Source organism: Helicobacter sp. CaF467b, from assembly GCF_022664765.1.
Taxonomy (GTDB): Bacteria; Campylobacterota; Campylobacteria; order Campylobacterales; family Helicobacteraceae; genus Helicobacter_D; species Helicobacter_D colisuis.
This window is the reverse complement of record NZ_JALAIY010000001.1, coordinates 819,173-842,619: the sequence shown is the minus strand read 5'-3', so window position 1 is coordinate 842,619 and position 23,447 is coordinate 819,173. Positions and strand designations below refer to the sequence as shown.

Genomic DNA, 23,447 nt, shown 5'->3' with positions numbered 1-23,447 from the left:
TTTAAAACTAAGGAATTACAATGCAATGGAAACCAATTGGCATAGAAGACAAGGAAATTCTTGATAGCTTCTTTGCAAATAATAAGATTCTTGTTTCAGATTTAACTTTCACAAACCTTTACTTATGGCATTATTCAAGACATATTAGCTATATTATTTTTAATGATTGTCTTGTTATTAAGACCCAATACCCCAATGAAAATCCCTTTATTTTCTATCCTCTTCACAAAGAAAATAATCCAGAGGCTAAAAGGCAATGTATCTTAGATATGATGTCATATTGCAAGGCAAATGGCTTGAACTTTTCTATCCATTCTCTAAGTGAAATAGATAAAAAAGAGCTAGAATTTCTCATGCCCAATACTTTTACCTTTACCTATCGTGAGGACCGAAGCGATTATGTTTATTCAATTCCCGAACTCATTGAGCTCAAAGGCAAAAAATATCACAAGAAAAAAACGCATCTCAATCGTTTTATAGAACGCTATCCTTTTAGCTACGAATCTCTAAACCAAACTAATGCCAAAGAGCTTATTCACACTTATCAAGAATGGTTTGGAAGGATTAGCGATAATGCAAGTAATGGCTTAAAAAATGAATACATTGGTATTATCGAATCACTTAAAGCACTAGAGTGTTTAAAGTTTGATGGTGGAATCTTACGCGTTGATGAAAAAATTATTGCTTTTAGTTTTGGAGAGCCACTTAATGACAATACCATTGTAATTCATATTGAAAAAGCAGATATAGAATATCAAGGAGCTTATCAAGCTATTAATCGTGAGTTTTTAGCAAACCAATGGAAAGACTATGCGCTTGTCAATCGCGAAGAGGATTTAGGGATTGAGGGCTTAAGAAAAGCCAAGCAATCTTATCAGCCACTTTTCTTACAAAAAAAATTTGATGCTTCTTTAAGGTGATTTTTCAACACTTTAAAGCTAATTGCGTATATGCCCCATAAACTCTTCCCTTGTACGATGATCGCTTTTAAAAAGCCCACGAACAGCACTTGTTATCATTATACTATTTTGCTTTTCTACCCCACGCATTACCATACACATATGTTGTGCTTCTGCAACCACCATCGCTCCCTTAGCTTGTAAGACTTCCATAATTGTATCAGCAATCTGCCCTGTCATTTTTTCTTGAATTTGTAATCGCCTTGAAAACACCTCTACAAGTCTTGCAAGCTTGGAGATGCCAACTACTTTTGAATTAGGAATGTAACCAATAGAAATCTTTCCAAAAAAAGGCAAAAGATGATGCTCACACACCGAATAAAACTCAATATTTTTTAAAACCACCATTTCATCACAAGCCCCATCGCTAAAACATTTACCCAAAACTTCCTTAGGATCGCTTTTGTATCCACTATATAAATGTTCCCAACTTTTTATAACTCGCTTTGGTGTCTCTAGCAAGCCCTCTCTTGCTTTATTCTCTCCAATATAATCAAAAAAAGATCTAATGCAATCTTCCATTATTTTCCTTTATTTTCCAAGTAAAGCTTTGATTCGATTTTCAATACTTGGATGTGTGCTAAAAATCTCTTTAAATCCAACGATATAAAGTGCCGACCTTGTAGGATTTGTATCAACTTCACTAAAATCAGATTGCGCATAGCTACCACTAATCTTTTGCAATGCACGAATCATAGGCATACTATCTCCCATAAGATAAGCAGCCCCAGAATCAGCCATATATTCACGACTTCGACTTAAAAACATTTGCAAAACAAGTGTCAGCAAAGGCAAAACAAATTGCAAGATCATAAGAATGTTTCTTGCTGTATTTGCGCCTCTCTCTCTGGAATTTCCTAAAAACATATAAACTCCATAATTTACCACTAAAAGCATAATATTACTCAAAACTCCTACTACAAGAGTAAGGCGAATATCTTCGTGTCTAATGTGGCTTAATTCATGCGCCATAACCGCTTTTATTTCATCTCTCTTGAGATTCCTAACCAAAGTCGTCGTTAATGCAATCAAAGAATTATGTGCACTCCAACCACTTGCAAAAGCGTTCATAAAGGGAGCTTCCATTAAGTATAATTTAGGTCTAAAATCCAAACACGCTTCCCTAACTAATTCTTCTAAGATTCTGCTTAATTCCCTTTCTTGCGAAGTCTCCTCAAAACCTTTAACAATCTCTTTGTATTCATTTCCACTTAATAAAATGCCCTTAAAATGACTAATGGTATAATAAACAATCCCACACGCTACTAACAACAAACAAAGTGTAACAATCGGTAACTGCTGAAAAGTAAGCAAGGCATAAAATCCACCCAAAAGACTACTAGCATTTATCCGAACAATATCTACTAACAAACCAATAACAACAAAAATAGCCACATAAAGAATAATTACACATTGTGTTTTAAAGCGATTCTCTTGGATAATTTTGTCAAACATTACTCTTCTCCCATAATTTCACTATGCGCCAATTCTCTTAATAAATTAGTTGCATATGCACCTTTAGGTAATAAAAATGCTAATTCACCTTGAGCTTCTTCTTCTTTGTAGCACAAAGTTAATTCCTCTGGAAAAATCCAAGCATAGCGCCTTTGACCAACACTTTTAATTTTTTCATCCACAAAATTTTTTTCAAAAAAACCTGCTTCATTCTCTGAAATTTGTGCTTTTATACCACTTAATAATCCTGTTGGGACAACATCCTTTTTTGCAAACCTTTGAGAATCATTTAAAATCGTCTCTTGTTTTGTAAGAAAATTTTTACCAAAAGGGTAATGGCATAAATAATCGCCACTTAATAGTTTAAAAAAATGACTCTGCTCTTTTAGCGTTTTACAATATTCTTTATCTAAAAAAATCTTTGGTATTATTTGATTTTCAAATTGCAAACTCAAAGCCCTATAAAGATCTTTTGAATCAATTTTCTCAATCAAATGAGAGAGTTTGATTCTTAGCGACAACCACTCATTAAAGAGATGGCTTTGATAGGCACTAATAAAAAAATTTTGCATTTTTTTATCGCGAATCTTTTTTTTGCCATTGACAATTTCTTGCCCCAATAAATAGTTATCTAAAGTTTTACCAAAGCGTTGATAGCTAAAATAATTTGGAATCCCCAGCTGTTTAATTTTTTCCACAACTTGTTGTATTTTTTGATAATTTAGCTTATCTAGCTTTTTTAATCTTATGAAAAATTTATTCCCCTTTAAATGTCCGATTTTAATCTTATTATTATGCGCAGTAATCTCTAAAATCTTGATTTCTGGATGCTCAAAAGATTCTAAAAGGCTTTTATTAATAAGATGTTTTGGGAAGCTAAGGTATTGAATGGTTAATGCATTTTTATCTTTCAAACCTGCATAGCCAATCTCACTTGATTTGACTCCAAAATACGAAGAAAAAAAATTAATTAATTCAAAAGTTGTCAGGTTTTTTTTGCGAACTTTTACAATCCAATGCGCTCCCTCCCCATCAAAAGAATAGAGAGGAATCTCTTCTACTACAAAATCACGCGGACTTTGCTTGAAGTAAAAAACTATCTTTGAGTGCGTATAGGCATAGGAATAATCCACTATTTAGCCTTTTTAGTTTTAATTCTCTAGTGGCAACCGCACCCTCCACCACAGCAACCACCGCCTTGACCATGTTGTTCTTGATGATGTAATCCACAAGCCAATTCCTTTTCAGTAGCCATTCTCACACCAAGAATTGTTACAGAAAAATCTAATTCTTTCCCTGCTAAAGGATGATTGTAATCTACAATAACCACTTCATCATTAAAATCTTTTACAATCACTTGTACAGTTTGACCATCTTCTCCCTGACCAAAAAGCGTCATACCCTCTTGCAAATCAATACCCACAAATTGATCTCTTGGAACCTCTTGGATATAATCTGATACATATTCTCCATAAGCATTTACTGGAGCAATAATAACTTGCTTTTTATCCCCTACAGACATTTCCGCAACTGCTTCTTCAAGCCCTTTGATAATCTCGCCTGCTCCCATAATAAATTCTAAAGGCTTACCACCAATATTAGAATCTAAAATCTCTTCTTTGCCATTTTCTCTTACTTCATATTCAATACTAACAACTTGATTTTTTTCTATCATAAAATTCTCCTTAAATTACTTAAATAAAAGTTTTTTTGCTTCTTGCGATTCTTTAGAATCTGGATAGAGCGCCACCAAAGATTCTAAAAACTTCAAAGCATTTTCATTATTATTGAGTTTTTTAAAAGCTTGTGCGGTATGCAACATCAATAAAGGCATATAATCCGCCTTATCGTAGCGCTCCGCACTGATTTTATAATATTGAATTGCTTCCTCATATTTTCCTTGATAAAAAGCCGATTCTCCTAGCAAATAATTCCCTCGAGCAGGCTTGTAATGCCCATCAACTGCTTTTTTAAAATACTCACTTGCTATTTTATATTGCTTTTGTTCTAGTAATTTTTCACCCTCTGCAAACACTTCTGCTAATGGCTTATCTCTTAACTCTTCTGCCACCTTAGCATCAATTTGCCTTGGATTTGAATTATTTTTTTTAACTTCTTTTTTTTCTTGCTGCCCCTCATCCAAAAGCATTTTTTTAATAACATCAATTTCAGATTTAGTCTGCATATCAACCTTTTGAATCAACTCTCCAAGAGCCGCAATGCTTTGTTGTAACTTTTGAATATTTTCATTTTGTGTAGCAAAATTTGCTTCCATATATTCTTTTATGTTGGCAATTGTTGCATTATTTTCATCAACTCGCGTATTTAACTCACGAGAAACCTCTTGAATTCTTTGAAGCTGACCTTCAAAAACACTTTTCAATCCCTCTTGTGAGACTTCAAGATTTTTTACTTTACTAGAAAGATTAAAAAGTTTTTCATCTATAATTTGTTCTTTAGTTTTCATTAGAGTATCACCACCGGCATTAAAAGCCGATGGCTCCTCAGCAAAAAGCAAATTAGCTAATACTAAAACTACACCAATTTGTTTTAACAAGCACTTTCTCCAAACTTATGGCAACATTTTAAATGTTACTTTTCTATTCTCTGCCCAACATTCTCTAGTTTTCTCTGTGCAGGTAGGTTTGCTTTCTCCATAGCTTACAAGCACAATTTTGCTTTCACTAACACCCTTGGATACCAAAGCATCTTTTGCAGCAACTGCTCTTTTTAAGCCCAATGCATAGTTATACTCATCAGTTCCCCACTCATCAGTATTTCCCTCAACTCTTACATTCAAAGGCGCTGCACTTATGTCTTTTAGAACATTTGCATCATTATCAACTGCACTTTGCATATCTCCACGAATCACAAATTGATCAAAATCAAAAAAGATATTTTGCAAACCACCTTCTACATACTGAATTCTCTCTTCTAGATTCACAAAATTATCCCGACCACTTACAAAACCTTGAGAAATACTTTGCTCTGCAACAGAATCTTGAGTGTTACTTGTATCTACATTGCTACTTTTTTGACTACAACCTACCATCAATAATGCAGCCAATAAAGAACCAAAAACTAAACTTTTTTTCATAGATTTCTCTCCCTATTATTTAAAATGATAAAACATTGTAGCATATTTTTTGCTAAAGTGCTATAAAACATAAAGTTTTACCAATCCATAGATTGAATAACCCCTCCGCGAAGCGGAAATAGTAAGGTTTTGTTGTAATTTAAACGAATAATTCCCAAAGCACTTTGATTGCTTTCGTGTTTAATATACATAATTGTTTCTCCATCTTTTGCAAAACGCGGTAACTGATTAACCCCATTAGCGCTTAATCGCCTAATAAAATCACTTTGGGTAGAAACAAGATAAAGATTAAAAGTATTTCTACTAAATTCATCGCTCGTTTCCCTGCTAGAATAAACAATATAATCTCCATGCGCATTTGCCGCATTGTTATTTTTTCCATGAAAAACCATTTGCTCTACACTTCCCGCGCTCTCTCCATTTACAGAAACAGCAAATACATTTGGATAACCCAGACGATCTGAAATAAACATAACGCGTTTTTCATCTTCAATAAAATTTGCACTTACATCTATTCCGCGGTAATTAGTTAATTTTTTTAATGCTCCATTTGTTAAATCATACAAGTAAATATCAGCTTGTTCATTGGGCGCCATAGTCAATAGAATCTTATTTGAATCCTTGCTTACATCAGAAGCCACTAACATACCCTCGCTACTAAGAATCTGCTTATTCTCTCCTGTAAGTAAGTCAAATTTAAAAAGTGTAGGCTTGTCTAAATACTTCGTATAATAAAATGCACTTTGTTTTTCATTTGCCCATTTAGGGAAAATATTTAAACCACCGCTAATAAGAGTGTTTTTATAAGTTAGCGTATAATCACTAGAAATAATATCGCTTTCGCCAGGTTTTGTATAATATGACACAATTACCATTCTTTGCATCCAATCTACACTTGGCGCTTTAATATAATCATTAATATCCACCGCTAATTTATGAGCTAAAAACGGATATGTCGATAATTGGGTGCTTTTGTATTCTTTATTTAATGCTACATTTCCAGCATTAACATCATAAAGTTGCAAATTCACAACCAAATCATCTCGTATCGCCTCTGCACTCACTCGTGCTACCAAATCCACTTTAGACTTACGGTACTCATCAAAATTAATTGCCACTGCCCCAGAAAATCCCTCGCCCTCTTGCACTGCAAAATGCCCAGTAACCTTCAAATCAGCAATCAGCATCTTAAATATTTTTAGCGTATATTCTCTTTGGGTATAATCTTTTCCAGAATACTGAACCAAAATATTAGGGAGATTGTCAAATTTTTTAACAACCTCCAAAGTTGCATCAACATTTGGATTACCAAAAATAAAACTCAAACTCATTAAAAATAAAAAACAAATCTTTTTCATTTACACCTCTGTCTTAAAAGTTACAATAATATTAGTTGAATCTCCACCCTCATATTTTGGAAATTCTTTATTTTGCATTATATCCAAAAACTCTTGCAAAGCCTTATCAAATTCTAAATTTCCCGATAATTTTATAACCTTATAAGAAAATTTTCCCTGCCAATCAATAGTAATTTGTATTTCAGATTGATTTTCATTTTGTGTTTGTATTGGATTCCAATTTTCATACAAAATCTCTTGCACTTTTGCATAAAATTCATCATACTCGCCCTTTGGAGTTAGGAATCCCATTGTTTTTTTAATTTCAAGATTAGAAACAATTTTTTCAATATTCTCTTTTAAATTATCTTCTCTTTTTTGCATACTCTCCAAAGCCTTTTTACGCCTTGCTATTTTATCATTTTGACTTTGTGGCTTTAGAGCTTCTTTGGGAACTTCTCTTTTAGTCTCAACTTGCTGAAACAATTTGTTGATACCCAAGCCTACATTTGCAGTTTTTGAAGCATTTTCCTTTTTGATAGGAATCTCTTTTATTTTTTCTTTTTCTTTATTTTTTTGCGTTTGATTGACTTTTTTTGGAGCTTCTTTTTTTTCTTCAATCAACGCTACATTAAAACTTGTCTCTTTATAAGTTGTGTATTGCTTTGGCGAATCTTTGAAAACATACAAATGCCATAAAAATATCCCCACAACAAACAAATAGGTAAAAATAGCGACAATACCACTTAAAAAAAGAAAAAATATTCTATCCATCAGTAACTAATGAAACTCTGCTAAAACCGCTTTGTTTGGCAATTTTTAAAATATAAATCACATCATCGTATTTAAGATTTTTATCCGCTCTGATATAAACTTGCGTGTTTCTATCATACCCATTAGCAAAAACAATAAAGACATCAGGAAAACTTCTAAAATCTAAAATATCATCTTTTAAATAAATTTTTCTTTGAGAATCAACACGGATTTCAATCTTAGAATCTTCTTGAACTTTGCTAGTTTTAGAGCCTTGAGGCAAAGCAATCTCTTCTTGATAAACAATTACTGGTGCTGTTACCATTAAGATAGCCAACAAAACCAGCATAATATCAACCAGTGGCGTGATATTAAGCTCTGGATTCTCATCCCAATTAAAATTCACCGCGTGCTTTCCTTTTGTCTTTTATTCTTTGTCTTTTGAGTAAGCCAAGAGATTAACTTGTAATTGCAAATAAGTATTTAGCTCAAAGACTTTTCGCTTTAAAAACAAATTAAAGGTATAAGCAGGAATCGCCGTTAAAATTCCAGCAGCTGTTGCAATAAGGGCTTTTGAAATAATAGGGGCTATCACATCTAAAGTTGCTTTAGATTCCATACCGAGCTTTGAAAAAGCTTCCAAAATCTCAACTACCGTTCCAAATAATCCGATAAAAGGAGCTGTTGAAGCCACAATGCCCAAAAAAGTCAAACCCATTGTAGCTTCCTTGATTGTTTTATTAAGAAAATATTGCAATAAAGATTCGGATTTTTTTCTATCGATTCCATTCAGATTAAATGTAGATTCGCGCAACACAATATTTTTGCCTTTCAAAAGACATTCTACATTCTTTTTTTCTCTTTGAATCATGGAATTAAGAGTAAAATAACGATACAAAAAAATCCAAACAACCAAAATAAAATATAAAGAAAGCCAAGAGAGAACAACTATGGTTGTCATTCCATAGTTGCCAGTTAAATTCATTAAATTCATAAAACGCTCTTTGCTGCATTTTCAATGCGAGAAACAACCATTGAAACTGCAACTTTATTATCTGATGATTCTTCAAGAAGTTTTTTAGCGCTTGCAATAGCTTGTGCAATTTCACTTTCACTATCACCATTAATATCCACTGCACCCTCTGCTAAAATATCGACACTTCTCTCATCAACCTTAGCATAACCCCAGTTGATAGCCACTATTTCTTTTTTTCCATCTTGTTTTTCAATCTCAATAACACCACTATCAAGTGTAGTTACAATCCCAACGTGTCCTGGGAGAACCCCAAATTCCCCCTCGCTTCCAGGAAGTGTTACACTCTTGACATTATTAGAAAATATCTTCCCCTCTGGCGTTACAATATCTAATTTCAAGGTTTCCATTAAAGCTCCTTACGCGCCCGCCTTCATTTTTTCAGCTTTTTCAAGAACTTCATTAATATTACCTACCATATAGAAAGCATTTTCTGGAATGTGGTCATATTTTCCTTCCAAGATTCCTTTAAATCCTTCCAATGTTTCTTGTAGTGTAACATATTTACCTGGGCTTCCTGTAAAGACTTCAGCAACAAAGAAAGGTTGAGAAAGGAATTTTTCAATTTTTCTTGCCCTTTCAACGACTTTTTTATCTTCTTCAGAAAGCTCATCCATACCCAAAATCGCAATAATATCTTGCAAATCTTTATATTTTTGCAAAACTTGTTGCACACTTGTAGCCACTCTATAGTGCTCTTCACCAACTACTTGTGGATCAAGGATTCTAGAAGTTGAATCAAGTGGATCTACCGCTGGATAAATCCCTTTTTCTGCAATTTTTCTATTTAAAACTGTTGTTGCATCAAGGTGAGCAAAAACAGAAGCAGGAGCAGGGTCAGTCAAGTCATCTGCAGGAACATAAACTGCTTGAACAGAAGTAATGGAACCTTTTTTAGTTGATGTGATTCTCTCTTGTAATTTGCCCATTTCACTTGCCAATGTCGGCTGATATCCAACTGCAGAAGGAATCCTACCCAACAACGCTGACATTTCCGCACCTGATTGAGCATATCTAAAGATATTATCAATAAACATCAATACATCTAGACCTTTTTCATCACGGAAATATTCCGCCATTGTAAGTCCTGTGAAAGCAATTCTGTTTCTTGCACCCGGTGGCTCATTCATTTGACCATAGCACAAGGCAACTTTATCTAAAACACCCGATTCTTTCATTTCATGATAAAGATCGTTTCCTTCTCTTGTTCGCTCTCCAACACCCGCAAACACAGAATAACCGCTGTGTTTAAATGCTACATTGTGAATAAGCTCCATAATAACAACAGTCTTACCAACACCTGCACCACCAAACAATCCTACTTTACCACCTTTTGAATAAGGAGCTAACAAATCTACAACCTTAATTCCCGTTTCAAACATTTCAGTTTTTGTGCTTTGGTTTTCAAAAGTTGGTGCTTCCCTATGAATAGACCATTTTTCTGGATTATTTAAACCTTCACCACCATCAATCACATCTCCTGTTACATTAAAGATTCTACCCAAAACTTGCTCTCCAACAGGAACCATAATAGGATTACCTCTTGCAACAACCTTTTCGCCACGAGTTAAGCCCTCTGTCATATCCATAGCAATCGCCCTAACACGATTATCACCAATATGAGCTGCAACTTCTAAAACTAATTTGCGAGATTGTCCATCAATAGAAAAATCAATATCTAACGCTTCATTGATTGCTGGAAGATATGATTCAAAATCAATATCCACAACAGGACCCATTACTTGAACTATTTTCCCTATCATATTTTCTGACATTTACTATACTCCTTATTTCATAGACTCAACACCGGTATTAATCTCTACCAGCTCAGTCGTAATTGCTTCTTGTCTTGCTTTGTTATAAGCAACCGTTAAACTTTTTGCCAATTCTCCAGCGTTATTAGTTGCAGCATCCATTGCTTGCATTCTTGCGCTGTGCTCTGCTGCTAAAGAATCCACCAAAGCATAATACATACTAAATTCAATATATTTATTAGCTAGTTGATTTAAAACTTCATTTTCTTGTTCACTTGGTTCAACTTCCAAGATAGAACTACACTCCTTAGATAATTCAATACTATTAATAGGCAAAAGTTGTGAAACCTTCATTTCTTGAGAAATCATATTTTTAAAACCATTATGCACCAAAATAATCTTTGAAGTCATTCCTTGCAAATAATCATTCACTGCCTTGTTGATAAATTCTGCAGCTTGAGCATAGTTAGGCGTTGCACTTAAACCCACCGCACTATCTAAAATCTCTATTTCATTGAACTTAAAGTATTCAATTGCTTTTTTGCCAATAACGCGCAAACGAACTTTTGCATTTTTAGCTTTATGCTCTAGAATAATCCGATTAACTTCTTTAATTGTGTTAATATTAAAACCACCACATAAGCCTTTGTCTGCTGTCACCAAAACAATATCTACAAGCCCTGTCTCTTTAGCTGGTATAAAATAGGGATTGTCTTGCGCATTTTCCCCACCTGCTACCTTTGCTTTGATCTCTCCAAGTACCTCTACAATTTTATTTGCATAGGTCTTAGATCGTCTTGCCATCTCATCAGCTTTTTTAAGCTTGGAGGTTGAAACAAGCTTCATTGCTCTTGTAGTTTTTTGGGTGTTTAGAACACTTGATATCTGCTTTCTAATATCTTTTAAGTTGTTTCCCATAACAACTCCCTACTTATGCTATAAAACTAGCTTTAAACTCTTCTAAAGCTCTACTTAGAGTTTCCTCAATATCCTTATCAAGCATTTTCTTAGATCGAATATCTTCAAAAATTTGTGGATATTTTGCCTCTAAGAATGGATATAAATCTGCTTCAAATTTAGTAATATTAGCTACAGAAATATCATCCATAAAGCCTCTTGCTCCTGCAAAAATAACTACAACTTGTCTCTCAATTGGCAATGGAGAATAAGGAGGTTGCTTTAAAACTTCCACCATTCTTTGTCCTCTATCAAGTTGTTTTCTACTTGATTCATCAAGATCTGAAGCAAATTGTGCGAAAGCTTGTAATTCTCTATATTGAGCCAAATCCAATCTCAAAGTTCCTGAAACTTGTTTGGTAGCTTTAATTTGTGCAGCACCACCCACGCGAGATACAGAAAGACCCACATTAATCGCAGGGCGAATACCCGAGTTAAACAAATCTGTTTCAAGGAAAATTTGTCCATCAGTAATTGAAATAACATTAGTAGGAATATACGCAGCCACATCTCCTGCTTGTGTTTCAATAATTGGTAAAGCCGTTAGAGAACCAGCACCCAATTCATCACTTACCTTTGCAGCTCTCTCCAATAGTCTTGAGTGTAAATAGAAAACATCTCCAGGGAAAGCTTCACGACCTGGAGGGCGTCTTAGAATTAATGACATTTCACGATAAGCAACCGCATGCTTACTTAAATCATCATAAACAATCAAAGCATGTCTGCCATTATCTCTGAAATATTCTCCCATAGTTACACCCGCATAAGGCGCAAGATATTGCATCGCAGCAGAATCAGAAGCAGGTGCATTAACAATAATTGTATATTCCATTGCTCCATGCTCTTCTAGTTTTCTCACCACTTGCGCTACTGTGGATTCTTTTTGTCCTATGGCAACATAAATACAAACAACATCTTGTCCTTTTTGATTAATAATAGTGTCAATTGCAACTGTTGTTTTACCTGTTTGTCTATCACCAATAATCAACTCTCTTTGACCCCTACCAATTGGCACCAATGCATCAATTGCCTTAATACCCGTTTGAAGTGGCTCATGAACTGATTTTCTTGCCATAATCCCAGGAGCTTTTTCTTCCATGAATTTAAATTCTTTTGCTTCAATTGCTCCCTTACCATCAATGGGCTCACCTAAAGCATTAACCACTCTTCCCATCAAGTCATCTCCAACAGGAACACGTAAAAGCTTACCAAGTCTTTTAACTGAAGTGCCCTCTTTAATCTCTTTTCCAGCACCCAAGACAACAACACCCACGCTGCCTTCTTCCAAGCTTGATGCAAGACCTTTGTCCCCTGTATCAAACTCAACCATTTCATAGCTCATAGCATCTTTAAGTCCATAAACTTTTGCTACACCATCAGCATATGCAATAACCTTACCAGTTTGTGCAATATTTAAATCCAATTCGAAATTATCTATTCTTTCTTTAATAATAGAACTAATTTCATCAGCTTGTAACTTTGCTATCACTCTTACTCCTTCATAAAAAATTAAAATGCTTTCATAATATGACTTCTTAAGTCTTGAATAAATTTCTCTTGAGAAAAGGAAATTTCAACGCCTAAATCCTCCACAATCAATTTGATTCCAACTTCATCTACAATCTCCTGCTTCAGAATCAAATTAACGCCTAGTTTTTTGCTAAACTGACCTTGTATATCCTTTAATACTACTTCATCATATTTCTCATTTACTTTTAGATTGGCAATATATTCCTTATTTAAAGAAGCTATATAAGAAAACAATTCAGCATACAACTCTTGGAACAAGTTCAAGCGCTTATGTTCTGCCAAAACTTTAACAAAATTAGAAAATCTTTGTGTTGCCTTATTTTCCAAAATAACTTGCAAAACAAACTCCACCTTTTTAGAAATCTCCACATAAGGCGATTCGATGATTTCTTTAAATTTAGAAATTTGATAAGCATTTGCAAGAATGCTTAAAAATTCTAAATCCTTTTCCAGTTCATTTTTTAGCGCATCCTTAGAAAATGCCCTAATATATCTTTTTGCTATCAATTCTTTCATCTTAAGCAACCTTTCTCAATAAAGCTTGAGTTAAGACATCTTTAGGCAAAACTGCAGAATCTTTGCTTAAAAACTCTTTTAAAACTTCATCAATAATCAGCTTTTCCATTTTTCTTCTCTCAAATGTCATACTCTCATTGAATTGACGAATCAAGTTTTCAATTTCTGCTTTTGTATTTTCCTCTGCTTTCTGCAAAATAATTGCTGATTCTTTGTGTGCTACTTCTACAATATCTTTTGCAATTTTTTTAGCTTCGTCTAATTCATTAGCTGCTTTTTGTCGCTCTTTTTTTGATTCTTGAAGTTTTTCTTGAATCTTGGCTAAAGAATTTGCAATACCCTCTCGCCTTTCTTTGAAAACACCTTTAATCCTTTCTGCTGCAAAGTAATAAACTAGCGCAAAAAAGATAACAAAGTTAATCGTTCTCTCAACAATATCCACTTCACCACTACCAGATGCCGCCAACAATATGCAAGGAGAAAACATTGCCATCAAAAACAAAAAACTTTTTTTCATTATTTCCCCTCCTACAATTTCGCCATTTTAGCTTTTAAGCTTTCTTCAAAAAGAGGAATTTTAGACAACAATGTTTTCTTAAGTTCTTCTCTCTCTTCTTCAAGAATTGCTGTAAATTCATTGTATTTTAGATTCAACTCTTCCCTTTTTTGCGTAATTTTTGCATCTGCCATCTGTTTAGCATTTTCTTGCGCCTTATTTTTTATAAGACTTGCTTCCTGCCTTGCATTTTGCAAAATCACCTCTGCCTCCGCTTTTAATGCTTTTACATCCGCCGCATTACCTTCTATACCTTCACTATCCTTTTTTATTGATGAATCTCTTGCATCCATAAAACCTAACAAAGGTTTGTACAAAATGCGATTCAGCAAGTAAATCAAAATAAGGAAAGTAAAAAAAACTAGCGCCATTACCCAAGGAGTTGGGATAATAGTCATTTGCACTCCTTTCTTTAAATATAAATAACATTTTTATTCTATCACGACTTTTTCTAAGTTTTTCTTAAAAACTTAAATTTGGTAAAAATTTAATAAACCTTTCCACCTCCTCATCGTTACTAAACTCCACAATAAAATATTTTTTTTTCAATTTTGCCTTTAATTTATTTTCTTGCATCATTTGACAGATTTTCATTAATTCATTTTGAGATTGCAAACTTATTACATTTTTTTTTGATAAATCCTTCTTTGTCTTATCATTAGACTTAATACTTTTAATATTCCTTACAATCGCTTCAGTTTCATGAACACTCAACTTCTGTCCTACAATCGAATCAGCCACCATTAATTGCTTCTCTTTTGGCAGGGTAATCAGAATCTTAGCGTGTCCTTGTGAAATTTTGTTTTCTATAATATATTTTTGAACTTCATTTTCCAAATCCAATAGGCGCAGAGTGTTTGTAATCTGTGCTCTTGACTTTGAGAGTCGCTTGGCAACTTCTTCGTGCGTGATTCCATACTCATCAATTAATTCTTTATAAGATTGTGCCAAATCAATCGGATTTAAATCTTCCCTTTGGATATTTTCTATCAAAGCCAATTCGCGTAACTTTTTCTCTTGCACATCTACAACAATAGCTTTTATTGTTTCTTTTTTTGCAATTTTGCTTGCGCGCAAACGCCGCTCACCTGCAATCAAAAAATATTCATCAGATTTTCCACTATCCTCATAGACCAAAATCGGTTGCAAGAGACCATATTCTTGAATTGAATCAGCTAATTCTTGCAAACTCTCATCATCAAATACCTTGCGAGGCTGCAAGGGATTGGCTTTTATTTTATCAATATCAATTTCAACTACCAAACCTGAATTATCATTTAAATTATTCTGATAAGCCTCTTCTACTTCCCCCAAAATAGCGCTTAATCCACGCCCTAAGCCTGCACTTTTTGCCATTAAGCCCTCTTTAAAATCGCTCTTGCAAGACTTTGATAAGCAATATTACCTTGAGAACGCACATCATATAAAATAACAGGCTTCCCAAAACTAGGTGATTCGGCTAACTTAATATTCCGCGGAATTGCAATCACATCTTTGGTATCATTTTTGATTAGTTGCCCTTCAAAATGCTGCAACAAATCTGTAAAAACCTGCCTTGAAAGGTTGTTTTGTCCACTATACATCGTTGGCAAAAGCCCCTTGATTTTTAAGTCCGGATTAATCTCTTTTCTTAAAAGCTTAATAGTATTAAGCAATTGTGCTAATCCCTCAAGCGCAAAAAACTCACACTGAATAGGAATAATCACAGAATGGGAAGCACTTAGCGCATTAATCGTTAAAGGTCCTAAGGCAGGTGGAGAATCAATGATAATATAATCATACAAACTCCCCACTTCTTCTATTTTCTTTTTTAATAATAATTCCCTTCCATTACGCTTTTGGCTATAAAACTCTTTTTCAATTCCTACTAAGCCAATATTTGAAGGAGCTAAAAAAAGTGTCGGAATTGAAGTTTTTTGAATAATTTGCGAAAGCTGTTTGGTTCCGATTAAAACATGATAAATATTATACTCTATGTCATTTCTGTGGAATCCTAAACTCGTTGTTGCATTGGCTTGAGGGTCAGCATCAATTAGCAAAACTTTCTTTTCTTCTACCGCTAAAGAAGCTGCAAGATTCACTGCTGTTGTCGTTTTTCCAACCCCACCTTTTTGATTTGCTATACAAATCACTTCACACATTTTTCGCTCCGTTTATTGTTATCTTAGACTATAGATTCTTCTACCCTTTAAAAGTATCGAACCATCTTCCAAAAGCTTGGCATCTTTTAGAGAAATCTGCTCACCTTGATAGTGAAAGTTATAATAAAAATTTCTAGAGAATTCTAACTTATATTTACTAAAAATTTGCTTCCATGTGTAAATTTTTATCTTCTCAATAAAAAGAAAAAGTATTTGTTCTTTGGAGACTGAAATGTCCAAAGCGCCGAATGCAGAATCCTCTACCACTAAATTTAAACCAATTCCCACTAAAATATTTTGTGAAATTTTTGTGCAAAGAATACCACCGATTTTTTTTTCACCAAGATATAAATCATTAGGCCATTTCAAAAAAACTTGAGAACCAAGCTCTGCTAAGACTTCCTTAAAGAGATAACCAAAATAAATCGAAACAGATTCAATAGCCAAATCATTAGGTAATTCCCCCTCTGTAATCGCAAAAGAAAAATACAATCCCTCCTTTACAGCGCTCCATACATTTCCACGACTACCAATGCCTGAATTTTGCTGATGAGCTACGACCAAAATAGGCGCTTTTAGCTCTCCAGTTTTAATTTTCTCACTCAAAAATAGATGCGTTGAGGGTAAAGATTCAAAAGTTAGAATTTTCATTATTCTAAAATATCACCCTTTTTTAGCCTTCTACCTTGCAAATATTCATAAGCATTTACCATCTTTTTAGAGGGGGCTTGTAAAGCTTGAATCCAAACACTACCCCTAAGGCAACCCACCAAAATCTTATCTTCTAAAATCTCTAGAATCTCACCTGCCTTATTAGCGCTTTCATTTTCATTTAAAAAGACTTTTTTAAGTTTTAAGCCACTTTGCAAAAAAATCTCTGGCCACCCTTCATAAGCTAATGCTTTAAGATAAAGCGATTTTGCTTCGCTAAAATCCACCATTCCCATTTCTTTTTTGATTTTCTTGCAATAACTTGCATCAGCATTACTTTGCTTTAGGGGGACAATTTCTTTCCATTTCTCAAGATAATCCAAAGTCAATTTTGCAGCTGCTTCTGAAAGCTCACCAAATAGCTCCCTTGCATTCTGTCCCCTATTTTTTAAGATTCTAAAACCTAAAATATCTCCACTATCTAAACCCTCTTCCATTTGCATTAAAGTTACGCCAAAAAACCTCTCATTTTCTAAAATGCTTTCTTGTATAGGGCTTGCTCCTCGATATTTTGGCAATATTGAGGTATGCAAATTTACACAAGGTGCAAGGCTTAAAATCTCTTTTGGGAGTATTTTCCCAAAAGCAGCTACAACAATAATGTCAAATTGTATTTGTTTGAGTAAATCTACAAAATCCAAATCAAGAGCTTGTGGCTGCAAAATAGGCACCTCCAAGCCACTTTTTAATAACAATTCTTTGGTAGCTGGCATTTTTAATTGCATATCCCGCCCCGCCCTTTTGTCTGGCTGACAAACCAAAGCTTTAATAGTATGGCTTTTTAGAAGAGATTCCAAAATTACTGCTGCATAAGAAGGTGTCCCCATAAATACAATATTCATTTTATCGCCTTTGCAAAATCATTTGGGAATCATACTTCAAAATGCTTTAAACAAAGATTCAAATCCTATTTATTTTTATTCAATCCCGATTCTAGTGCGGTATTTAACTCCAAAACTTGCTTTTTGTTTTGATACAAAATTTCCTCCAAGCATTCCAAACTTCTAGGCGAAAGATATTCTAACAATTCTATTAGTTGTTGGTAATTTTTTTCTGTATGAAAACTATAAATTTTGCTCAATATTTTTAAATTTTTCTCTTTTTTATCCATAAAAAGCTCCTGCTCAAACACACCCAAAGCATCGGCAATAAAAGGTATCATATCCGCTTTGATATCAATATTTCCATTCAAATACGCATAAATACTTGAAAGTGTCGGAATCTCTCCTATTTTATTAGCTTTCATTCCTAGATTGATTAGGCGACTAGCAAGCTCTTTTTTACTGATATTTTTTTCTTTTAAAATTTCATTAATACGCTCAACTACTTTCATTTTTCTGCTTTACTTTTATAGTTAATCTATAATTTTAAGCAAATTAATTATTGTAAAAGTATAATTTGTATCGTTTATCTATAATTATATATCTTAATTTTTACAAGGAGTTTATTGTGGAAAATATAATTTTACAAAACGAAAATCTTGAGCCAACTCTTGAGTGTGTGACTTCAGAAGAAACTTTTTTGCTTGGTTGCGGTCCTGGTGATTGTAGTCCTGTAAATGGTTGCAATCCTGATTATTAATAATTGTCAGTTTATTTAACACCATGTATAACATAACCACAACGCTTGAGAAAAAAGCCGTTAAAGCTTTTTTCTCAACAACAAATATATTTTGCACACTAACTTATGTTTGTAATGCCTTTTGTAAAAAATGCTCTACCAGATATCATAGATTTAAAAATCAACATATTGATAACGAACAACTTAGTAACATTCTTAAGCTACTTACTACATATAATTACAAAGGCACTGTAAATTTAGGTGGTGGAGAAAGCCTCACTTTCTCTAATCTTGATTATTTTATAAAAACACTATTGAGTAAAAATTCAAAACTTAAAATTAGAATTTTAACAAATGGACTTTTATTAAATGAAAAATTATCGGATTATTTTTTTGATAAACGCATACAATGGGGTATTACTCTTGATGGATTTTATAATAAAGATTTATCTAATCTTCAAAACGGAATTGATCTTGAGATAATAAAAAATAATATTGAAAAATTATGCAAAAAAGGTTTTGCAGATAGATTTTATCTAAATTATACTCTCAACAACCAAAACTTTGGCTCATTAAAAAACTATATTGATTTTGCCAACACTAATGGTATCAAAGAACTTTATTTGACAGAAATGAAAATTTATTATGGTTTTGAAGAGCTAGATAAATATAGATTTGACTACAACAAAGAAAAAGAATTAAGAAAATTAGAAAATTACGCAAAATCTTTAAATTTTTCTTATGTACATTTTTCACTAACAAAATCAGCTAAAGAATTTCATATGTGCTATAACCATAATCACATATATCCAATAGTAGATATCGATGGCACTGTTTCTTTTTGCTATGGAAGAGAAGGGAGTACTTTAGGTAATATTAATAATTTAGAAACTATTGTAAAATGGTTTAATCTATCTGAAAGCCTCTCTAAAAAAGATTTAGCTGCACAAAAATGGTGCAGCAAATGTTCTACAAAATATGATAATAAAGACTACAAATATTTACCAAAAAATATTTTTACAAATTTAGCAAATAAGGGTAAAAATGAGAAAAAATCTTGAAATCAATCATAATGTAATTTATGTTAAAGGAGCAAATCGCGGTGCTTTATATAATTTTAATAAAAAAAAGTTTATTCTATCAATAAAACAGCTTGCGAAATTCTTGAACAATATATCAAAAATAGCAACTTTACCCACAGTTATATAAATTTACTTAAAGATAATGGTTTTCTTGATGAAAATTTTAAAATCAAAGAATTTGTAGTTCAAAAATTACAACCAAGCATTGATTTTGTTTGGCTAGAGATTACACAATCTTGTAACTGCAAATGTATACATTGTTATGAGGGTGATTGGCATAAACCTAGCAATGATGACTTGAATTTAGAAAACTGGAAAAACATTATACTAGAACTTAAAGATTTAAAATGTAAAAATATAGAATTTATTGGTGGTGAACCTCTAGCACACCCACATTTTATGGAATTACTAAAATATTCTGTTGATATTGGACATAATGTACATATATATAGCAATTTAACACTTTTTAATAATGAAATTTTAAAATATATTAAAAAACACAACATTACTATTAATTGCTCTATATATGCAGATAATAAAGTTTTACACGATAACATAACCAGAAAAAAAGGCTCTTTTGATAAAACCATTTATTGGATAAAAAAATTAACCGAAAATGACATAAAAGTAAATATCAATGCAATAGGAATGTATAATAATCAAGATAATATTGACAAAATAAATGATTATTTATCAAACATTAATGTACCCAAGTTAAAAAAATTTGACATAATAAGAGATAATAATTCAAGAAAATCATTATCTTTAGCACCAAACAATCATATCTTAAAGTATGCACAAAGAACAAAACCTAATTTTTCTATTACATTAGAAAAATTTAAAAAAGCTAGTTATGCCAATACTTGTTTTTTTGGAAAATTTGCAATATCTTCAAATGGAGATATACTTCCCTGTGTGTTTAAAAGAGACTATACCTATGGAAATATTAAACATCAAAATCTTAATTCTATACTGCAACAAGAGGCATTAAAAAAATATTGGTATTTTGATTATAGCAAAGTCAATGAATGCAAAGATTGTGAATATAGATTTGCTTGTAAAGACTGCAGATTGCTTTCAAAAACCAAAAACTTAATGTCAAAAAATCAACGATGCAATTATAATCCTTATACTGGACTATGGAATAATTAATTTTATGTCCAGTATGTATTAATTTAACTTCCTATTTTTCAATAAACTCAACATCATTTCACATGCTAAAAAAATGACTTATAAGCTAAACTCCCCTATTTATAAGCCTTACATTTATGAGATTAAAAACATAATTCCTAAACAAAAATCCAAAAATAGCAATGTAACTTTTATGGAATCTAAACTCTATCATACAAGATTTTATAGGCTTGCTAGAAAGCTTTTTACTAGACCTAGAGATTTTATAATAGATAGCAAAAATCCTCTTATAAAGCCACTAAAATTATTTTTAGCTTTTAAAGCTAAGGGTTAAATAAGGTTTTAGCTTTATTACTCAACAATAATCTTAAAAAGTCTAAAACACGCTGTTGTGATTTCCCAAACTTGCTAGATACAATTCTAAAATATTTTTATTTTTACGATAGATGAGTAATAAATCGGGCTTAATATGGCATTCTCTAAAGCCAACATAATTACCTTTTAGTGCGTGATCTTTATATTTTGACTCTAAGATTTCATCGTTAGCAAGTTTATCAACCACATCTTTAAGAATTATTTTATTATCCTTACTTACTTTTTTAAAATCTTTTTTAAATTTCTTAGAAAAAGTAACTGCATATTTACTCTGCATTTAAAGCCTTAAATGCTTCTTCTACGCTACTATAACGCTCTACTTCCCCATTTTCATATTCTCTTATCGCTTCATCAAGCTCGGGTATTCTTCTTTGATCTTCTTTTTTGGTTTTTTTGATACTAAAAGAATTTCTTAGTTTTTGATTTAAAAATTTAAAAAGCTCGTTATTTTCTTTTGTTTGCAATGCAAGCTTTTCCGCTCTTTTCTCTACTAAAGAAAGTGCATAAACTAATTGCTTTTGTGTTGCATTTTCATATTTAGAATAATCAAACATAATAGCTCCTTTTTTATTATTATAGCCAAATTTTGCTTATCTATCCCCTACTTTAAAGGAGCAAACAAAGTCCCTTTGCTCCATTCTCCACTTTTTATTCCAACTTGCAAAAATTCTCTTACAAACTCTAGTTCATAACCACTTGTTAAAAACATTTTTTTATTATTTTCTAAAAGAAAATTAGCCGCCTTTAGCTTAGTTACAATTCCTCCTGTGGCAAATTGATTATGCGGAGTGGCATTTGCCTCTAGTTCTTCTTTTGAAATTTTATGGATAGTTTTATACATTTTGGCATTTTTATTTGTATGGGGATTGTCATTATAATAACCATCAATATCACTTAAAATCACTAAAAGAGAAGCATTAAAATAATGCGTAACATAGGCTGAGAGCTGATCATTATCCCCAAAACCTAAATATTTTAACTCCCCTGTTGCAATCACATCATTTTCATTTACGATAGGCAAAACCCCATTTTTTAGTAGCACTTCCATTGCGTTTTGCGCATTTTGCGTATGCTTTCTTGAATCAAAATCATAGGCAGTAAGTAAGATTTGTGAAGTAATAATATTATATTTTTTAAAAAGTTCTGCATAAAGCTCCATAAGCAATGGCTGTCCTATGGAAGCCAAAACTTGCTTATTTGTCAAATCACTTTTATCTAAAGATAATCTTGTATAACCCGCTGCTACTGCCCCAGAAGAAACTAAAATAATCTCATATTTTTCACTAAAGCTTGCGATTAACTCTGCAAGTGCTTGCATTCTTTGCATATTAATAAGTTGATTTTCTACTAAAATAGAGCTACCAACTTTAATTACAATTCTTTCTTTAAGCATTTCTTTTTACACTTTCATATAAATTTTTCTTCAAAATATCCAAATTTCTCCCCACCACACTAGAGATTCCAAGCACAAATTGTGGGGAATTTGTATCAAACTCCATTGCATATTCATTTTTAGAAGCTTGAAGATAGTGGTTGTCTTCTACTTTTTGCAAGGAGAAATTAAACTCTTTTAAAAATTCTTCTATTTTTTTAGAAATTTCCTCTTCTTCTAAGGCATCAAGCTTACTAAAAATAACCCCAAAAGGACGCATTGCCAATTCTTGACTGAAATTTTTTAATTCTTTTTGCAAAATATCAAATTGCGTGTTAATATCTCGATAATTTGCTATATCTAATACAAAAAGCAAAAATCTAGTCCGCTCAATATGCCTCAAAAATTCTAATCCTAATCCCTTTCCCTCGCTAGCACCCCCAATAATTCCGGGTATATCCGCTATCACAAAAGATTGATAATCCCCAACATTCACAATCCCCAAAGAAGGAATCAAAGTCGTAAATTCATAATTTGCAATTTCTGGTTTGGCATTAGAAAGCACCGAAACAAGTGTTGATTTGCCAACATTTGGGAATCCAACTAAGCCCACATCAGCGATTAATTTCAATTCTAAACGGATATTTTTTTCAACACCCGGCATTCCTTTTTGCGCATAAGTTGGGCGTTGATTGGTAGCACTTTTAAAATGCACATTACCCAAACCACCCTTGCCACCTTCTAAGAATAAAATTTTTTGAGATTCTTCAAGTAAGTCCAGCAAAAGCTTTCCACTCTCTACATCAAAAACTTGAGTGCCGGGTGGAACACTAATCACTAAATCTTCGCCCTTTTTTCCATATTTATTTCTTCCAAGCCCAGGCTTTCCATTTTGCGCTTTAAAATGTTTGTGTCCTCTAAAATGAGAAAGTGTATCAGTATTGCGATCTACTATAAAATAAACATTTCCACCCTTACCGCCATCTCCACCATCAGGACCACCATTGATGACAAACTTCTCCCTATAAAAAGATACGGCGCCTTCTCCACCTTTGCCTGAGGATACAAAGATTTCAACTCTATCAACAAACATAAGAAAACCTTAACTGGAAAATTCAATCCCCAAAA

General features: G+C 32.8%; 30 protein-coding genes. 4 read left to right on the top strand and 26 right to left on the bottom strand.

Annotation, left to right across the window (positions count from 1 at the left end):
* Nucleotides 1-20 precede the first annotated feature (20 nt).
* A complete protein-coding gene (locus MKD52_RS04400) occupies nt 21-920 on the top strand; it encodes a phosphatidylglycerol lysyltransferase domain-containing protein (RefSeq protein WP_242099384.1) in 900 nt (299 codons plus the stop codon).
* A gap of 18 nt (nt 921-938) precedes the next feature.
* On the opposite strand, the gene folE is transcribed toward MKD52_RS04400, so the two are convergent.
* From folE to MKD52_RS04290, 22 genes are all read right to left on the bottom strand, one after another.
* A complete protein-coding gene (folE, locus tag MKD52_RS04395) occupies nt 939-1,481 on the bottom strand; it encodes a GTP cyclohydrolase I FolE (RefSeq protein WP_242099383.1) in 543 nt (180 codons plus the stop codon).
* Between the two features lie 9 nt (nt 1,482-1,490).
* Nucleotides 1,491-2,414: a zinc metalloprotease HtpX gene (htpX, locus tag MKD52_RS04390; protein ID WP_242099382.1), complete on the bottom strand. Its 924-nt coding sequence runs from the start codon at nt 2,412-2,414 to the stop codon at nt 1,491-1,493.
* Complete coding sequence (gene truD, locus MKD52_RS04385) at nt 2,414-3,547, bottom strand: tRNA pseudouridine(13) synthase TruD (RefSeq protein ID WP_242099381.1); 1,134 nt, start codon at nt 3,545-3,547, stop codon at nt 2,414-2,416. Before truD ends, htpX begins: the two co-directional genes overlap by 1 nt.
* 26 nt (nt 3,548-3,573) lie before the next feature.
* Nucleotides 3,574-4,089, bottom strand: a complete 516-nt coding sequence (locus tag MKD52_RS04380) for a peptidylprolyl isomerase (protein WP_112056813.1) — start codon at nt 4,087-4,089, stop codon at nt 3,574-3,576.
* A gap of 15 nt (nt 4,090-4,104) precedes the next feature.
* Complete coding sequence (locus tag MKD52_RS04375; protein ID WP_242099380.1) at nt 4,105-4,971, bottom strand: tetratricopeptide repeat protein; 867 nt, start codon at nt 4,969-4,971, stop codon at nt 4,105-4,107.
* A 15-nt stretch (nt 4,972-4,986) separates the two neighbouring features.
* Entirely contained in the window at nt 4,987-5,511 is a 525-nt protein-coding gene (locus MKD52_RS04370) for an OmpA family protein (RefSeq protein ID WP_242099379.1), read from the bottom strand.
* 77 nt (nt 5,512-5,588) lie between these two features.
* A complete protein-coding gene (tolB, locus tag MKD52_RS04365) occupies nt 5,589-6,869 on the bottom strand; it encodes a Tol-Pal system protein TolB (RefSeq protein WP_242099378.1) in 1,281 nt (426 codons plus the stop codon).
* On the bottom strand, nt 6,870-7,622 hold the full coding sequence (locus tag MKD52_RS04360) for an energy transducer TonB (RefSeq protein WP_242099377.1): 753 nt from the start codon (nt 7,620-7,622) through the stop codon (nt 6,870-6,872).
* Complete coding sequence (locus MKD52_RS04355; protein WP_112056818.1) at nt 7,615-8,007, bottom strand: biopolymer transporter ExbD; 393 nt, start codon at nt 8,005-8,007, stop codon at nt 7,615-7,617. Before MKD52_RS04355 ends, MKD52_RS04360 begins: the two co-directional genes overlap by 8 nt.
* Before the next feature lie 21 nt (nt 8,008-8,028).
* Complete coding sequence (locus MKD52_RS04350) at nt 8,029-8,595, bottom strand: MotA/TolQ/ExbB proton channel family protein (protein WP_242099376.1); 567 nt, start codon at nt 8,593-8,595, stop codon at nt 8,029-8,031.
* A complete protein-coding gene (gene atpC, locus MKD52_RS04345) occupies nt 8,592-8,984 on the bottom strand; it encodes an ATP synthase F1 subunit epsilon (RefSeq protein WP_112056820.1) in 393 nt (130 codons plus the stop codon). Before atpC ends, MKD52_RS04350 begins: the two co-directional genes overlap by 4 nt.
* Nucleotides 8,985-8,993: 9 nt before the next feature.
* Entirely contained in the window at nt 8,994-10,397 is a 1,404-nt protein-coding gene (atpD, locus tag MKD52_RS04340) for a F0F1 ATP synthase subunit beta (protein WP_242099906.1), read from the bottom strand.
* Between the two features lie 24 nt (nt 10,398-10,421).
* Nucleotides 10,422-11,306: an ATP synthase F1 subunit gamma gene (atpG, locus tag MKD52_RS04335; protein WP_242099375.1), complete on the bottom strand. Its 885-nt coding sequence runs from the start codon at nt 11,304-11,306 to the stop codon at nt 10,422-10,424.
* A gap of 13 nt (nt 11,307-11,319) precedes the next feature.
* On the bottom strand, nt 11,320-12,834 hold the full coding sequence (atpA, locus tag MKD52_RS04330) for a F0F1 ATP synthase subunit alpha (RefSeq protein WP_112056822.1): 1,515 nt from the start codon (nt 12,832-12,834) through the stop codon (nt 11,320-11,322).
* 20 nt (nt 12,835-12,854) lie between these two features.
* On the bottom strand, nt 12,855-13,391 hold the full coding sequence (locus MKD52_RS04325; RefSeq protein WP_112056823.1) for a F0F1 ATP synthase subunit delta: 537 nt from the start codon (nt 13,389-13,391) through the stop codon (nt 12,855-12,857).
* A gap of 1 nt (nt 13,392) precedes the next feature.
* Nucleotides 13,393-13,908, bottom strand: coding sequence for a F0F1 ATP synthase subunit B (locus tag MKD52_RS04320; protein WP_242099374.1), 516 nt, complete (start codon nt 13,906-13,908; stop codon nt 13,393-13,395).
* An 11-nt stretch (nt 13,909-13,919) separates the two neighbouring features.
* On the bottom strand, nt 13,920-14,318 hold the full coding sequence (locus tag MKD52_RS04315) for a F0F1 ATP synthase subunit B' (RefSeq protein WP_242099373.1): 399 nt from the start codon (nt 14,316-14,318) through the stop codon (nt 13,920-13,922).
* Nucleotides 14,319-14,409: 91 nt separating this feature from the next.
* Nucleotides 14,410-15,303 (bottom strand): ParB/RepB/Spo0J family partition protein, encoded by an 894-nt coding sequence (locus MKD52_RS04310; RefSeq protein ID WP_242099372.1) that lies wholly within the window; start codon nt 15,301-15,303, stop codon nt 14,410-14,412.
* Nucleotides 15,303-16,088, bottom strand: a complete 786-nt coding sequence (locus tag MKD52_RS04305; RefSeq protein ID WP_112056827.1) for an AAA family ATPase — start codon at nt 16,086-16,088, stop codon at nt 15,303-15,305. The genes MKD52_RS04310 and MKD52_RS04305 overlap by 1 nt, the downstream gene beginning before the upstream one ends.
* A gap of 18 nt (nt 16,089-16,106) precedes the next feature.
* Nucleotides 16,107-16,739, bottom strand: a complete 633-nt coding sequence (locus tag MKD52_RS04300) for a biotin--[acetyl-CoA-carboxylase] ligase (RefSeq protein WP_242099371.1) — start codon at nt 16,737-16,739, stop codon at nt 16,107-16,109.
* Nucleotides 16,739-17,641: a methionyl-tRNA formyltransferase gene (locus MKD52_RS04295; RefSeq protein ID WP_242099370.1), complete on the bottom strand. Its 903-nt coding sequence runs from the start codon at nt 17,639-17,641 to the stop codon at nt 16,739-16,741. The genes MKD52_RS04300 and MKD52_RS04295 overlap by 1 nt, the downstream gene beginning before the upstream one ends.
* A 65-nt stretch (nt 17,642-17,706) precedes the next feature.
* Complete coding sequence (locus tag MKD52_RS04290) at nt 17,707-18,132, bottom strand: helix-turn-helix transcriptional regulator (RefSeq protein WP_242099369.1); 426 nt, start codon at nt 18,130-18,132, stop codon at nt 17,707-17,709.
* Nucleotides 18,133-18,248: 116 nt separating this feature from the next.
* Between MKD52_RS04290 and MKD52_RS08595 the strand changes: the two genes are divergently transcribed.
* The 3 genes from MKD52_RS08595 to MKD52_RS08660 all read left to right on the top strand — a co-directional run bounded on the left by MKD52_RS08595 (nt 18,249) and on the right by MKD52_RS08660 (nt 20,593).
* Nucleotides 18,249-18,380: a hypothetical protein gene (locus MKD52_RS08595; RefSeq protein ID WP_277930813.1), complete on the top strand. Its 132-nt coding sequence runs from the start codon at nt 18,249-18,251 to the stop codon at nt 18,378-18,380.
* Nucleotides 18,381-18,403: 23 nt separating this feature from the next.
* Nucleotides 18,404-19,420 carry a radical SAM protein gene (locus MKD52_RS04285; protein WP_242099368.1) on the top strand — a complete coding sequence of 339 codons (1,017 nt, stop codon included), beginning with the start codon at nt 18,404-18,406 and terminating at the stop codon, nt 19,418-19,420.
* Nucleotides 19,421-19,498: 78 nt separating this feature from the next.
* On the top strand, nt 19,499-20,593 hold the full coding sequence (locus tag MKD52_RS08660) for a radical SAM protein (protein WP_347340928.1): 1,095 nt from the start codon (nt 19,499-19,501) through the stop codon (nt 20,591-20,593).
* A gap of 355 nt (nt 20,594-20,948) precedes the next feature.
* Here the strand turns inward: MKD52_RS08660 and MKD52_RS04275 are convergent, their stop codons facing one another.
* The 4 genes from MKD52_RS04275 to obgE are packed head-to-tail and all read right to left on the bottom strand — an operon-like array spanning nt 20,949 to nt 23,412.
* Nucleotides 20,949-21,224 (bottom strand): type II toxin-antitoxin system YafQ family toxin, encoded by a 276-nt coding sequence (locus tag MKD52_RS04275; protein ID WP_242099367.1) that lies wholly within the window; start codon nt 21,222-21,224, stop codon nt 20,949-20,951.
* On the bottom strand, nt 21,214-21,501 hold the full coding sequence (locus MKD52_RS04270) for a hypothetical protein (protein ID WP_242099366.1): 288 nt from the start codon (nt 21,499-21,501) through the stop codon (nt 21,214-21,216). The genes MKD52_RS04275 and MKD52_RS04270 overlap by 11 nt, the downstream gene beginning before the upstream one ends.
* Nucleotides 21,502-21,548: 47 nt before the next feature.
* The gene (proB, locus tag MKD52_RS04265; RefSeq protein WP_242099365.1) at nt 21,549-22,340 is read right to left on the bottom strand and encodes a glutamate 5-kinase; all 792 of its coding nucleotides are present in this window, start codon (nt 22,338-22,340) and stop codon (nt 21,549-21,551) included.
* Nucleotides 22,333-23,412: a GTPase ObgE gene (gene obgE / locus MKD52_RS04260; RefSeq protein WP_242099364.1), complete on the bottom strand. Its 1,080-nt coding sequence runs from the start codon at nt 23,410-23,412 to the stop codon at nt 22,333-22,335. The genes proB and obgE overlap by 8 nt, the downstream gene beginning before the upstream one ends.
* Nucleotides 23,413-23,447 lie beyond the last annotated feature (35 nt).